Below are 12,329 nucleotides of genomic sequence, written 5' to 3'. Positions count from 1 at the left end.
CCTTAAAGCACTGTTGCAGTAAATTCAGGTTGCTGTTTCGACGCTTCGTCGCGGATCCGTAATTCCAGCGCGGCAGGCTTGCCTGACTTTTCGAATGTCAGCGAGACAGCCCGTTTATAAGCCCGACCTTCTGGCCCGTAGCCAACGAAAAAGGCGGTGAGTTCATGCTCTCCCTGATTCACGTTGCCAACAAACAGCCGCTGGATCCCGCCGCGATGCAGCGCATCAACCTGGCGGTCGGTATACAGATAGTGCGTCACTTCCTCATCGTCAATCTTAAGTTCTACAGCATCCAGCGCAAAGTAGGCACCGGTATCAACAGACAGATACACAGCCACCTGCGTACTGGACGGAAAGAGCAGATCCTGTTCAAGGATAAACAGGTCGCGGTTAAGATTGATTAAGGCTTTTTTTAAGTCCTCAATGTCAGACTCGAGTGTTCCTGGTGCTGAGGTGGCATCCTCCTGTGCCAGTGACACGTTACCTGCACTAACGCAAAGCAGTGTCGCTGTAGCCAGAGTGGCTAACCATTTTTTCATGTAGTGTTCTCCCTTCAGCGTACATGCTTGTCACCACAGCCTTCGGCTGCGGTGAGCAAACGCACGCTTTAATACCAAACCGACAGATAAAGACGAATTACGTTAGCGCTGAAACCGAAAAGCGCTTCTTCGCCGACCGGCGCGTCGTCAGTGACATCACGAAAGTTATCATAATCAAACTTCATGTAGTCATATTCAAGGTTTACTGAGCTTTTTTCTACTATTCTTTGTGAAGAAAACTGCCACTCATAGGTGACTTTAAAGCCAGTGGAAAAGCTTTGATATGTGCTCAGTTCCTTATCACGCGCCATGAAATTGTATTCATCGGGGCGCGAAAAAAGATCCTGGTAGAAGTCAGCCTGATCCTGTTGGTAGTACCGTACATGAAAATCAAGGATCCAGTCATCCCCAAATGTGTGTATATAACCAAATTTTGCATTGCCCGCCTCAATACCCCAGGTATCGGTATAGTAACGCATGTCTGAGTACAGACTGGCGCGGTATGGCAAATAGTAGTTGGCATTAACGGAAAAAGCGTTGCTTACGCGGGTTTGCGGGTAAACTTCCGTCATAAACGAAAAGCCTCTGGCGCTGTCTGCGTCGCGATACCGTATGGCCCGGTAAGGATTATTCAGATAGCCCTCGTCTGATACGTTTTCAGCATTTATGCCGACAATCAGGTTTTTGGTGAGAACCTGCGTCAGTCCTACGCCAAGCTTCTGTCGCTGTGCTTCTTCCGCAAATGACGCATCGCCACGGCGGCCAACGTCATCCTCTCCACGGGAATAGCTCATCGATAACGTGGTCAGATCACCAAAGAAATCCTGACTTACGCCTACATAGACGGAATTGGCTTCGAAGTCATTTTCACTGGAGTTAGTGTAACTCATCGCCATAGAGGTTTTATTGTGGACGTAGTCCACACCAACGGAGGTTTCTGTTCGCTCTTCCTTATAAGGACTGGCAGTGGCGCGCACATCAATGGACGCGCCGGATATCGTATCGACATAATAGTTGGCCGAGAACGACCAGTTATTGCCCGCTTTTTTACGCAGCAAAATGGAGGGGCCGTCGATAGACACGCCATCACCACTATAGCTGTGATACATGGCATCCGCGCGGTCGGCCGGTAACACTGCTGCCGATGCGCCTGCGCTTACGAGCGTCAGAGCCAGTAACGCCAGCAGGCGTTTAGTTGCAACCACAACCGCCTCCGGCTCCACCACCCGCGCCCCGCGCGCCTTCTCTGGCTTCATGCACATGTTTGGTATAAGCCAGCGCTACCGGGTTGCGGTTTGCGCTCATGATCGGATCAGCCAGGTTGCTGCGCTCGTAAGGTTTTACCCAAGGTTCAATGTCTGTAAGCGTGGACGCACATCCACCGAGCAACGACCCTGCGAGAATTATCGTAATATGCCATGCGCGTTTCATTACATTACTCTCTTAATAAGCGGTGCAACGCTTCTTCATACTTAGCTTCATCGCCGGATTTGTAACCCTTGTGCATCAGGCGGGCAACCCCGTTACGATCGATCATCACCGTGGTTGGCATGGCGGACACGTCATATAACTCACTGACTTCACCATTGGGGTCGTACAGCACCGGGAAGGAGACGGAAATATCTTCCAGCAGTTTGTTCGCCTTCTCAGACTGATCGTCCACATTCACGGCATACACCGTTACCCCCATATCGGCATAACTCTGGTACAGCGCTTCGAATTCAGGCAGTTCTTCGCGACAGGGCCCACACCAGGACGCCCAGAAATTCACGATAACAATATTGCCGCGCTCCTCGCTCAGACGCAGGTTATCGCCGGAGCGACTTTTAAGCGTAAAGTCAGGCGCTTCTACCGACACGGTTGCTGCCTGTGTCACGGTGGTCGTTAACCCGAGCAGTACCATGACAAGGATGCCCAGTGCGGAGAAACTTTTTAATGGATGGATTTTCATAGCCATTACCTCTGTTTAGAAAAAGAACGTGGCACCCAGCGTATACTGCAAATTGTGGGTGTCTTTTTTCTCGCCAGTCAGCTGTGAACTGAATATGCGGTCACGAACATCAAGTCGCAGCGCAATGCTATCGGTAACCAACACCCGATACCCAGCGCCAAGACTTAACGTAAATTTATTGTCGCCTCCAAATGAGGTACTGCCGCCGCCCACCGTCAGAAAAAAATCGGTGTTAAAGGTGGTGCCATCAGTAAAGAAGATTTCGCCGTTGAAGTTATAGCCCACTGACAAATCGTAAAACTGATAATCACGCTCATCCTCAGTCAGAAGTGGCGCACCGCCTGACAGGTTCTCAAAGCTGGTTTTCCCCGCTTCAGCCATCCCGCCCTGCACTTCTACAAACAGGTTTTCTGTGACGTGATATCCAACTGACAAGCCGTATACCGCACTGGAGGAAAAGTCCTCAATACTAACGAAGCCTGCCACCACGCCGAACTCAAAGTCGTTGCTGTTGATATCAGCTTCAGTGACCACATCACGCTTGAGCTCAGGCTCAATCAGGACATCGTTACTCTGCGCGTGCGATAACGTGCTGAAAACCACACCGGAGGCCAGCAGGCCGCCGGTTAAAAAAAGACGGAAAAGCCGAGTTGCCACTGGTTTAACTCCTCAAATGCATCGCGCTCTGTCAGCGCTGTCAGGCGCTTGTATTCCAGGCGCACACTAAATTGTTTGATAAGGTAATATCTGACGCCCACGCCCACTTCCAGCAGATCGTTTGTGCGTGTTTCCGCGCCGCTTTGCACCAGCGTCGCAGTTGGCGTGGTTTGGATCTGACCGGCACCCAGCGTGAAATAAGGCGACAGGCGCCAGTCAGGGAACGCGGTGTGTTGCAAACGTACTAACCACAACCGGTTTTCTGAAAACTCTCCCAGAGCCTGCGTCAGGCTGGCTTCTGCGGCAATATTCGGGGTAATTATCCAGGCAGCATTCGCTGAAAGTGCATTGGTATTGTCGATACGACCAGCGAATACCGACACCTCAAAAAGACGCTGCTGAAATGCATCAAAGTTTTTATCGTCAATAGGGAACGTTTTGTTGTCCTGCAGTATGGTTTTGGCCAGCGCATTTCCGGGGATCCACCCTTCAACACCCCTGGCAGTCCGAACCTTATACCAGCCGGTGTGCGAAGACATCACGGTGATGGCTTCCCCTCTTTCCACGGCATGAAACGCAGGGTACTCACTTGCCGGACCGGTGTGCATATCCGCGTAAGGTTCAACCACCGTAACCTGCACTTCTGTTGCGCTTGCAACGCTGCTTATCAGAAGTGCCAGAACCATCCATACCAGCCGCATGCGCTACTCCTGTACCGCATCAAAGGGATTGTTATAGTACTGAGCGCCCATATCCAGCCACTCTGCCAGCAGCTTGCGTTCGGCAGCAGACAACCAGCCGGCGTGAGCGCCGCTTTCCAGCACCTGAAACAGAGCGGTACTGCTCTGTGCGCTTCCTGCCCGCGCAGTTGCGGCAACCGGTACCGGCGCGGTCACCGGGATAGGATTGCCATCGGCATCCAGGATCAGCTCGCCGTCTTCATCACGCTCGTAAACGATATTGCCATTGTCATCAACGACGATTTCCTGAATATCACGCAATATGCCTTCTACGACTTCCTGGGCGTTATCGGTAAACAGCAGTTCGCGGTAGCTGACAACGTGGTCAGGGTTATCCGGGGACGGATTCGCAGTCAAATCCAGCTGCGTTGCAGGCACCTGCGCCTCGCTGTCGCTGTTCATTGGCCCGTGGCAAGACACACAGGTACGTACTTCTGTCACGTTACCCAGCTCATCGGTGATGTCACGCTCAGCTTCAAACAGAGGCTGTATATGATCGGGGAAATTGATGACACTACGGCACAGCGCGGTCCAGTTCTGGGCACACCCCTGCGTTACCGGTAATTCGGTTTGTAACTCTGCATAAGTCACGGTAAATGATGGGGCGGGTGTATTGGTTTGCGGGTTTGTCCAGACGTCTTCAAACACCATGTCGGCACTGGCCTGATGCGCACCTAAGACGCGGCGGCGGGTTTGCGCCATGGTTTCACCGATATCAGCAAAAAGCGCCGGATTTGCGCCGGGGAACCCGCTTCCGGTTGACGCTGCTCCCGGATTGACTGAAGCGTATTCTGCGTCGGGACGGCCATGAGGAACCGTGCTGTCGGCAGTATGGCAGCCATGACAGGTTTTCACCTCCCCGGGAGCGACTTGTAGCCAGTTATCATGTCGTCCGGTAACGCGCTTCCCTGCCTCGTCAGTAAAGCTGAATGACAAGGGAATATTCGCTGGCACGTCGACCATTACCGACCCGTCCGGCTCTACTTCGGCATAGCCAATAATTTCCCGCATACCGAGACGCCGGTTCGGACCAAAAGCATCGTTGTCTAACTCAAGCACGTCATCATCGGGTTGCGACACGCCTTTTTCGATGCGAATAAAGCGCACCGGACGTTGCTGTGGTGACGTTTGTGCCGGATTGGCCGTGGCACTCAGTCCAAACGGGCTTAAGTCTTCGCCACCAAAATCATACACGCTGCGAATATGCAGCGTCCCTCGCTGCTGTTGCGCCAGTTCGTCGTCATAGTTTTCAGGCCCGGTAAAATCGTCAGGGAACGGGCGACTTTCCATTGAGACAAACTCGGTCATCGCAATTCCTTCCTCGGGCGTGACAATCACTTGCTGAGTCTGGGTTTGCGGATCGTACATCCACAATCCATAGAGCGCCGGTGCTGCTTCGACATTGTCATCTGCCAGTCTCTCTTCAGTACACGGCAGAACTTGTCGGGGGCTGTCGTCTTCGGTTTCAGGCCCCAGTACCCGGCACTGACTCCACGAAAACAACTGACGTCCACTGCCATCCCACAACGGGTAGACAGAGGCGACAATGCCGCCCGGAGAAATCGGCAGTGAGGTGTCGATATTGTCAAACAACGCTGGGGTCTGCGCCGGCCCGTTCAGGCTGTCAGAGGATGCTACCGGCGTCGTGTTATCGGTAAAGTTCTCGGTATCCAGTAACGCGAAATTGCCACCCAGCGTGTCACGCTGGTAAGGTCTTACGGCTACCAGAATGTGTCCGTCGGGCGTTAGACGGCTTTGCACGAACTGTTGCGTGTCGCCACTTACATTGTGGCTGTGACGACCATAGACAATAGCCAGACCGCTGCCATCGGGGTTAACACGATATAGGTGCATGCCTTTGTCGCCACCAGCCTGATCCCATCGAGAAAATAAGATAGTGCCATCCGGCTGAACCTGGGGATCGATATCGTGACTCTGGTTAAACGATATCTGCGTGATATCGGTGCCGTTGGCATCCATCACATGCAGCACCGAGGCATGGGTTCGTCGACTTTCTTCCAGCCCGGCGTACTGCGGTTTACCTTCATCCAGCAAAATCGCCTGATTGGTTCGTTGCCGGGTTGAGCTGAAAACAATCCGGCCATCCGGCAGGTAGGTTGGCGCGGTGTCCTGGCCAGCCTCAGCGACAATATCCGACTCAATAATGCGTCGCAGCGTGTCTGTTGTGCGGTCGTATTCCCAGATATTCCAGGTGGGTTGCTCATCGTCGTCGGCGTTCTCGATTTCCGGTGCGCGCATGGCAAAAATAAGCCGTGTGCCGTCAAAGGATACATCGATGTCTTTTACGTCGTACATTGGCGGCACGTCTGACTCAGGATCGGAGACAAATGCCTTGTCGGTAATATTTCTGGCCTGCGCACTCACCGCCGCACGGGGTTTGATATACAGCGCTGCGCCGGGAGTAAACTGGGCCGGTTCGCGAAGATCGCTACCAACCGGCTCGCCATCCTCATCCACGGGCAGGACTCTTGCAACGTAAGCCACCGGGATATCAACAACAACTGGATCAGGCGTTTCGCTTGACGTTGTCACAACCGATTCACTACAACCGCTTAATAACAGCACGCCTGTGAGACCGGCGAGTCTGACACCTGCGGCAACAGGCACAGACGCCAGGGCAGTGATTCGGTGAGTGATAGTAGTGAAATAAGTCATGGCCTTCGCGATACAGCTCCCAAAATCGGGAGTGTAAGCATTTCACTGACGCCACCTGTGAACAATGACCACATTCATAAATGGGAATGTGGTTTGATACCTATATGCATAAAGCAGGAAATATGCTGGCACAGTGATTTCAGGCTTTTACCCACCCTCGCGGATAGCTCTGCAATGTTTTAAATCAGTAAGTTAGCGTGTCTATGTCATCGCATACCCGCTCACAAAGTTATAGATTTATATATGTAAGCGTGTGCAGCGCTATTTATACCTGACGCTGTCACTGCTTTTATTATGCACAGATTGAGAAATACCGGAGCCTTCTGTGCTTATCGATTCATCCCATCACACATCACGACCGCTAGGCTGGCTGCTGCCAGTGGCTGTAGTTTGCTTAGCGCTGCTGTTAACGCTTCCGGTAATGGCTGGCCCGCGCGAGCAGGCAGCACGCATGCATGACAGGCTCGCTGGCGTTCCCGCCAGCGATAGCGTGCTGGACGACATGGCGTCGCATATTGCTGCCGGCGATGATATCAGCGCCGCCATGATAGCGATGGACAATCCGGCTTTTTATAATGTTACGCTGAAACACTGGGTTACTCCCTGGACCAACGAGGCGTTCGATGTGTACGCACCGCTGAACGATTACACGGCCACCGTCATCGGCCTTATCCGCGATGATGCTGACTTTCGTGACGTACTGAGTGCTGACGTGCTGTATGTCGGCGACGCCGCGCTTAGCTTACCCGCGTACAGCACAACCAATAATCAGCATTATGAGGCGATGGAAGAGAACGTTGTAGATCTTCAGGCGCATCTTCAACAGACCACACAGTCAGCAGAAACCGGGATCCCTGCCGACGCAACGGCTGGCGTCTTAACCACCCGGGCCGCGGCAAAAGCCTTTTTTAAAGACGGGACGAATCGCGCCATGTTCCGCTTTACACTGATTAATCATCTTTGCACTGATCTTGAAGGCGTGGCCGACATTACGCGTGCCCCGGATCGTGTCCGACAGGACGTCAGCCGCAGTCCCGGCGGTGACAGCCGCCTGTTTCACAACAATTGTGTAGGCTGCCACTCCGGTATGGATCCGCTGGCACAGGCCTTTGCCTATTACAATTACGATTATGACGCCGACAGCGACCCTGACGGTGAACAAGGCGCACTGGTTTACAACCGCAGTGGCATGACGGTTCCGGAAACCGGACTCCGGGTGCAGGCGAAATACTGGATAAACAGTAACAATTTCGTGCACGGCTATATTACCGAAGATGATGCCTGGGAAAACTACTGGCGGGAAGGTTATAACCAGCATCTGGGCTGGGACCCTGCCTTACCGGGTCAGGGCAATGGCGCCAAGAGCATGGGCCGCGAGCTGGCGCACAGTGAAAAGTTCGCCACCTGCCAGGTCACTAAAGTGTTTGAAGAGGTGTGCCTGCGTAAACCGCAGGACGCGGCTGACAGAAGCCAGATAGCGGCAATGACATCGGCGTTTGCCAGTGATGGCTACCGCATGAAGCCGGTGTTTGCCGGTGCCGCCAGCTACTGTAAAGGAGAGTGAGCATGTTGCGACCAAAAGCGCTGTTGCGTCCGGCATGGGTGCTGTCCCTGACCGCTATACTTGCCGCCTGCGGCGGCGGTGATACTCAGGTCACCGAAAACCCGTTACCTCCGCCGGCAGAGCAACCGGTGGTAAACTACTCGGGCCCTGCCCCTGCCACTGATGACATCAGGCACTTTAAAGAAGCGCTGTGGGACAACATTGCCACCGAAGACCGTTGCGGTGCGTGTCACATTCAGGGGCAACAATCACCAACATTCGCCCGCAATGATGATATTAATCAGGCGTATACTGATATTAATGGCCTGGTAAATCTGTCCAGTCCCGGCGATTCCGCTCTGGTCACCAAAGTAGCAGGCGGTCACAACTGCTGGCTGTCCAGCGACAGTGCCTGCGAAGACATAATGACAACCTGGATTGGCAACTGGGCCTCGCTTGCCAACGCACAGGATCAGTCAACCGATATTGAACTGCAAGCACCCGTCTCACGGGCGCCTGGCAGCACCCGCAACTTTCCTGCGTCGCCAGATCTGTTTGCCGATACCGTCTATCCGGTACTAAACACCTTCTGTGCAGACTGTCATACCAGCTCTGCCACGATTCCCATTTCACCCTATTTCGCTTCTGCGGATGTGCTGGAGGCCTACGAGGCTGCGAAAGACCGCCTCAATCTTGACGACCCGGCATCTTCACGGGTGGTGGTACGGTTACGCGAGCAATTCCACAATTGCTGGAGTGACTGCGAAGATGACGCAGCTACGCTCTCTGCGGCTATCAGCGACATGGCAGCAGAGATAGCACTGACCGAACTGGACCCGCAACTGGTACATTCAGACGCGCTGTCGCTGTACGAAGGCGTGCTGGCCAGCGGTGGCGGCCGCTTCGATTCCAACGCTATTGCAAAATGGGAGTTCAAAACCGGAAGCGGCAATCAGGCTTTCGATACCAGTGGTGTCGACCCGGCGCTGGATTTGACCTTAAGTGGTGAGTACAACTGGGTGGGAGGCTACGGTATTCAACTGGGTAACGGCAAAGCACAGGGCACCACGACGGCGTCGCGAAAGCTCTATGAGCTTATTGTCGGCACTGGCGAGTTCGCCATTGAAGCCTGGGTTGCGCCGGCAAACGTCACTCAGGAAGGGCCTGCCCGCATTGTCAGTTATTCTGGCGGCCGGGATCGCCGTAATTTTACGCTGGGCCAAACCTTATACAACTATGACGTTATGCTACGCACTGAAAATACCGACGTTAACGGCGAGCCGATACTGTCCACTGATGATGACGCAGAAGTATTGCAGGCATCCCTTCAGCACGTTGTGATCAACTACAGCGCAACGGATGGCAGACAAATTTATGTTAATGGTGAATATACCGGCGATATTGATGATACCGCCCCAGGCAGCCTGCTGGACTGGGACGACAGCTTTGCCTTTGTGCTCGGCAATGAAGTGTCAGGTGATCGCCCTTGGGCGGGGACGCTACGCATGGTGGCAATCCACAACCGACCGTTAAACGAACAGGCCATTGCCGGAAACTTTGCTGCCGGTGTCGGACAAAAATATTTTCTGCTGTTCGGCATCAGCGACATCATTGATATTCCACAAAGCTACGTGATGTTTGAAGTCAGTCAGTACGACAGTTACAGCTACCTGTTTACCGAACCTCATTTTATCTCACTGCAATCCGGTGTGGCCACGGATATCGATGGTGTGACCTTTGAAGGTATGCGAATTGGCATCAATGGACGTGAATCTTTCGCCGGTCAGGTCTACAGCACGCTAGCGACGACGGTAACAGCAGCAGAATATGATGAACAAAGCGGGGCCAGGCTATCACGTCAGGGCACCATTATTCCGCTGGAGAAAGGCCCTGAGAGCGACGAGTTTTTCCTGACCTTTGAGCGCCTGGGCGACGCTGAGCATGTTCGTGTTGAACCCACGCCTTCAACTCCTGCCGCTCCACAGGACCTGACGCCTCAGAGTGAAATAGGCGTACGTAACTTTGGCGAAATTAATGCCAGCATGGCTGCGCTAACCGGTGTACCGGTCAGCAATACCTCGGTCAATCAGGCATTTGTATCGTTACAACAACAGTTACCGTCGGTGACCGATATCGAAAGCTATGTCGCAGCAAATCAGATGGCCGTGACGCAACTGGCTATCAGGTATTGCGACACACTGATCGAAGACGCCGGCCTGCGCCAGCAGTTTTTCCCGGACTTCGACTTCAGCCAGCCAGCATCCGTTGCATTTGATGGCACGGCCAGTACCGGTATTATCTCACCGCTTTTAAACAACATGCTGAAAACGGATGTCGCCACTCAGGCCAGCCGCGATGCCGTTGGCGATGAGCTTGCTACTCTGGTAGGCGGGCTCTCTGCCTGCAACGGCACGGCAAGTTGCGACGCCGCGTATACCCGCACCATTACCAAAGCCAGTTGCGCCGCCGTTTTAGGCAGTGCAGTTATGCTTATCCAATAGGAGTCATCATGGCACGCTTATCGTCACACTATTTTAAAAAGCGCACCACAGGAGCGGGACTGGATACGCCCATGCGGCACAACGATCACAGTCGTCCGGTGACTCGTCGCGAGTTCATCGCGCAGGGCTTCTGCGCGGGCGCGGCTACGGTAATGGGGGGCTCAGTACTTGGTCTTTTCGCCAGTCCGCGCAAGGCGCACGCTACGTTGTCTGCCGACCTTGAAGCACTGAAAACGCAATGCGGCATCGCCTCTCAGGGGGCGGGAAAAATTCCTTTTATTACCTTCGATCTTGCCGGTGGCGCGAATATCGCCGGCTCGAACGTATTAATTGGTGGTCAGGGTGGGCAGCTCGATTTCCTGAGCACGGCGGGCTATTCCCGACAAGGTTTGCCTGGCGACATGGTTCCGTCTGTAGCAAACCCGGATACCGGGCTATCAGATTTTATTAATCAGGAACTGGGGCTCTCGTTTCATTCAGACAGTGCTTTTTTGCGCGGCATACTGGAAAAAGTCGGTGTCAGTCATCGCGCCAATATCAACGGTGCGGTGTTACCGGCCCGCTCTGAAAACGACACGGGGAATAATCCGCACAATCCAATGTATGGCATTAACCGGGTGGGTGCAGACGGCTCGCTGCTTACGCTGGTTGGCTCTCAGAACAGTGATTCAGGCGGCAACTCCATGGCGCCGTTTTCAATGATTAACCCCGCTGTACGCCCGACCAAGATCGATCGTCCATCAGATGTGACGGGGCTTGTGGATACCGGCGACCTCGTGGGTTTACTCAGCCAGCAAGACTCGGTGGCGGTGATGGAATCGATTCAGCGCATCAGTGACAGCCGCTTAAACAATGTGTCAACGGCCATTACCCGCGATGAGGTGATCAAGGATATGGTACGTTGTGGTTACGTCAAAAGCGCCGACATCACCGACCGCTTCGGCGATCCCTCGACACTGGATCCCTACCTGGATGTCGACATTGTTGGGCCTGGCGGTATTTTTACTCAGGAAGAATTTAACAGCGATCGCGAGTTCAGAAAAACCGCATCCGTTATGAAGCTGGTGATAAACGGCTTCGCCGGTGCCGGAACCGTCACTATGGGTGGCTACGACTACCATGATGGCAGTCGCGCTACCGGTGAGACTCGGGACCTGCGGGCCGGTCGTTGCATCGGTGCCTGTCTGGAGTACGCCGCCCGTGTCGGCATGCCGCTCATGCTGTATGTCAGTAGTGACGGCTCGGTTGCCAGTAACGGCATGATTGATGATTCTGCTAACGGCAGGGGCAAAGGCGTCTGGACCGGAGATAACTCTTCCACGTCCGCCTCGTTTTTCCTGGTGTATAACCCTAATGGTGTGCCGCAGTTAATGGGGGCTAATGCCGATGAGCAGGCCATGCGACAGCAAATTGGCTTTATGCGTCGTGACGGTTCGGTGGAAACCGCCTCAGCACCCTCTGCCAATAACGTGAACCTGCTGGTTGAAACGGTCATTCTTAATTATCTCGCACTGCATGGTGAGCAACACCGCTTCGCAGAGTACTTCCCGGCACACGGGCTGGGAAATGCGGCATTAATGGACCGGCTTACTGCATTTGAGCCTATCGTGCAGGGCACCATGGCATAGCGTGCTACCTACATAATGTGGATGAAGGGTAAGCGGCAGGTTAAGCACCCTTGCCCTTTTTCCGCTCTGTTTTTTTTGTCAGCAACAACCTGCG

The 12,329-nt window shown here is 53.8% G+C and carries 10 protein-coding genes; 3 read left to right on the top strand and 7 right to left on the bottom strand.

Annotation, left to right across the window (positions count from 1 at the left end; all coding sequences use genetic code 11):
- Positions 1-2: 2 nt before the first annotated feature.
- The 7 genes from JKP77_RS05880 to JKP77_RS05850 all read right to left on the bottom strand — a co-directional run bounded on the left by JKP77_RS05880 (position 3) and on the right by JKP77_RS05850 (position 6,563).
- Positions 3-539: a hypothetical protein gene (locus JKP77_RS05880; RefSeq protein WP_218310279.1), complete on the bottom strand. Its 537-nt coding sequence runs from the start codon at positions 537-539 to the stop codon at positions 3-5.
- A 68-nt stretch (positions 540-607) separates the two neighbouring features.
- The gene (locus JKP77_RS05875; RefSeq protein WP_338024840.1) at positions 608-1,744 is read right to left on the bottom strand and encodes a DUF3570 domain-containing protein; all 1,137 of its coding nucleotides are present in this window, start codon (positions 1,742-1,744) and stop codon (positions 608-610) included.
- On the bottom strand, positions 1,731-1,970 hold the full coding sequence (locus JKP77_RS05870; RefSeq protein WP_218310277.1) for a DUF4266 domain-containing protein: 240 nt from the start codon (positions 1,968-1,970) through the stop codon (positions 1,731-1,733). The genes JKP77_RS05875 and JKP77_RS05870 overlap by 14 nt, the downstream gene beginning before the upstream one ends.
- A gap of 4 nt (positions 1,971-1,974) precedes the next feature.
- Positions 1,975-2,490, bottom strand: a complete 516-nt coding sequence (locus JKP77_RS05865) for a TlpA family protein disulfide reductase (protein ID WP_218310276.1) — start codon at positions 2,488-2,490, stop codon at positions 1,975-1,977.
- Between the two features lie 15 nt (positions 2,491-2,505).
- Positions 2,506-3,147: an outer membrane beta-barrel domain-containing protein gene (locus tag JKP77_RS05860; RefSeq protein ID WP_218310275.1), complete on the bottom strand. Its 642-nt coding sequence runs from the start codon at positions 3,145-3,147 to the stop codon at positions 2,506-2,508.
- Complete coding sequence (locus tag JKP77_RS05855; RefSeq protein WP_218310274.1) at positions 3,117-3,848, bottom strand: SH3 domain-containing protein; 732 nt, start codon at positions 3,846-3,848, stop codon at positions 3,117-3,119. The genes JKP77_RS05860 and JKP77_RS05855 overlap by 31 nt, the downstream gene beginning before the upstream one ends.
- Positions 3,849-3,851: 3 nt before the next feature.
- Positions 3,852-6,563, bottom strand: a complete 2,712-nt coding sequence (locus JKP77_RS05850) for an HzsA-related protein (RefSeq protein WP_218310273.1) — start codon at positions 6,561-6,563, stop codon at positions 3,852-3,854.
- Between the two features lie 421 nt (positions 6,564-6,984).
- Here JKP77_RS05850 and JKP77_RS05845 point away from each other — a divergent pair, with 421 nt between their 5' ends.
- The 3 genes from JKP77_RS05845 (at position 6,985) to JKP77_RS05835 (ending at position 12,235) form a co-directional block, all read left to right on the top strand.
- Positions 6,985-8,127: a hypothetical protein gene (locus JKP77_RS05845; protein ID WP_218310370.1), complete on the top strand. Its 1,143-nt coding sequence runs from the start codon at positions 6,985-6,987 to the stop codon at positions 8,125-8,127.
- 2 nt (positions 8,128-8,129) lie between these two features.
- Positions 8,130-10,607, top strand: coding sequence for a LamG domain-containing protein (locus JKP77_RS05840; protein WP_218310272.1), 2,478 nt, complete (start codon positions 8,130-8,132; stop codon positions 10,605-10,607).
- A 71-nt stretch (positions 10,608-10,678) separates the two neighbouring features.
- Positions 10,679-12,235: a hypothetical protein gene (locus JKP77_RS05835; RefSeq protein WP_420840053.1), complete on the top strand. Its 1,557-nt coding sequence runs from the start codon at positions 10,679-10,681 to the stop codon at positions 12,233-12,235.
- Positions 12,236-12,329: the final 94 nt, after the last annotated feature.

It is taken from the genome of Alteromonas antoniana (genome assembly GCF_019249295.1).
GTDB lineage: Bacteria > Pseudomonadota > Gammaproteobacteria > Enterobacterales > Alteromonadaceae > Alteromonas > Alteromonas antoniana.
The sequence above is the reverse complement of the archived record's forward strand: the minus strand, read 5'-3'. Positions and strand labels throughout refer to the sequence as shown.

Excerpts from the sequence above, each read along its gene's own strand:
- JKP77_RS05880 (WP_218310279.1), bottom strand. The coding sequence starts at position 539 with ATGAAAAAATGGTTAGCCACTCTGGCTACAGCGACACTGCTTTGCGTT.
- JKP77_RS05850 (WP_218310273.1), bottom strand. The coding sequence starts at position 6,563 with ATGACTTATTTCACTACTATCACTCACCGAATCACTGCCCTGGCGTCT.
- JKP77_RS05870 (WP_218310277.1), bottom strand. The coding sequence starts at position 1,970 with ATGAAACGCGCATGGCATATTACGATAATTCTCGCAGGGTCGTTGCTC.
- JKP77_RS05835 (WP_420840053.1), top strand. The coding sequence starts at position 10,679 with ATGCGGCACAACGATCACAGTCGTCCGGTGACTCGTCGCGAGTTCATC.
- JKP77_RS05845 (WP_218310370.1), top strand. The coding sequence starts at position 6,985 with ATGGCTGGCCCGCGCGAGCAGGCAGCACGCATGCATGACAGGCTCGCT.
- JKP77_RS05865 (WP_218310276.1), bottom strand. The coding sequence starts at position 2,490 with ATGAAAATCCATCCATTAAAAAGTTTCTCCGCACTGGGCATCCTTGTC.
- JKP77_RS05840 (WP_218310272.1), top strand. The coding sequence starts at position 8,130 with ATGTTGCGACCAAAAGCGCTGTTGCGTCCGGCATGGGTGCTGTCCCTG.
- JKP77_RS05855 (WP_218310274.1), bottom strand. The coding sequence starts at position 3,848 with ATGCGGCTGGTATGGATGGTTCTGGCACTTCTGATAAGCAGCGTTGCA.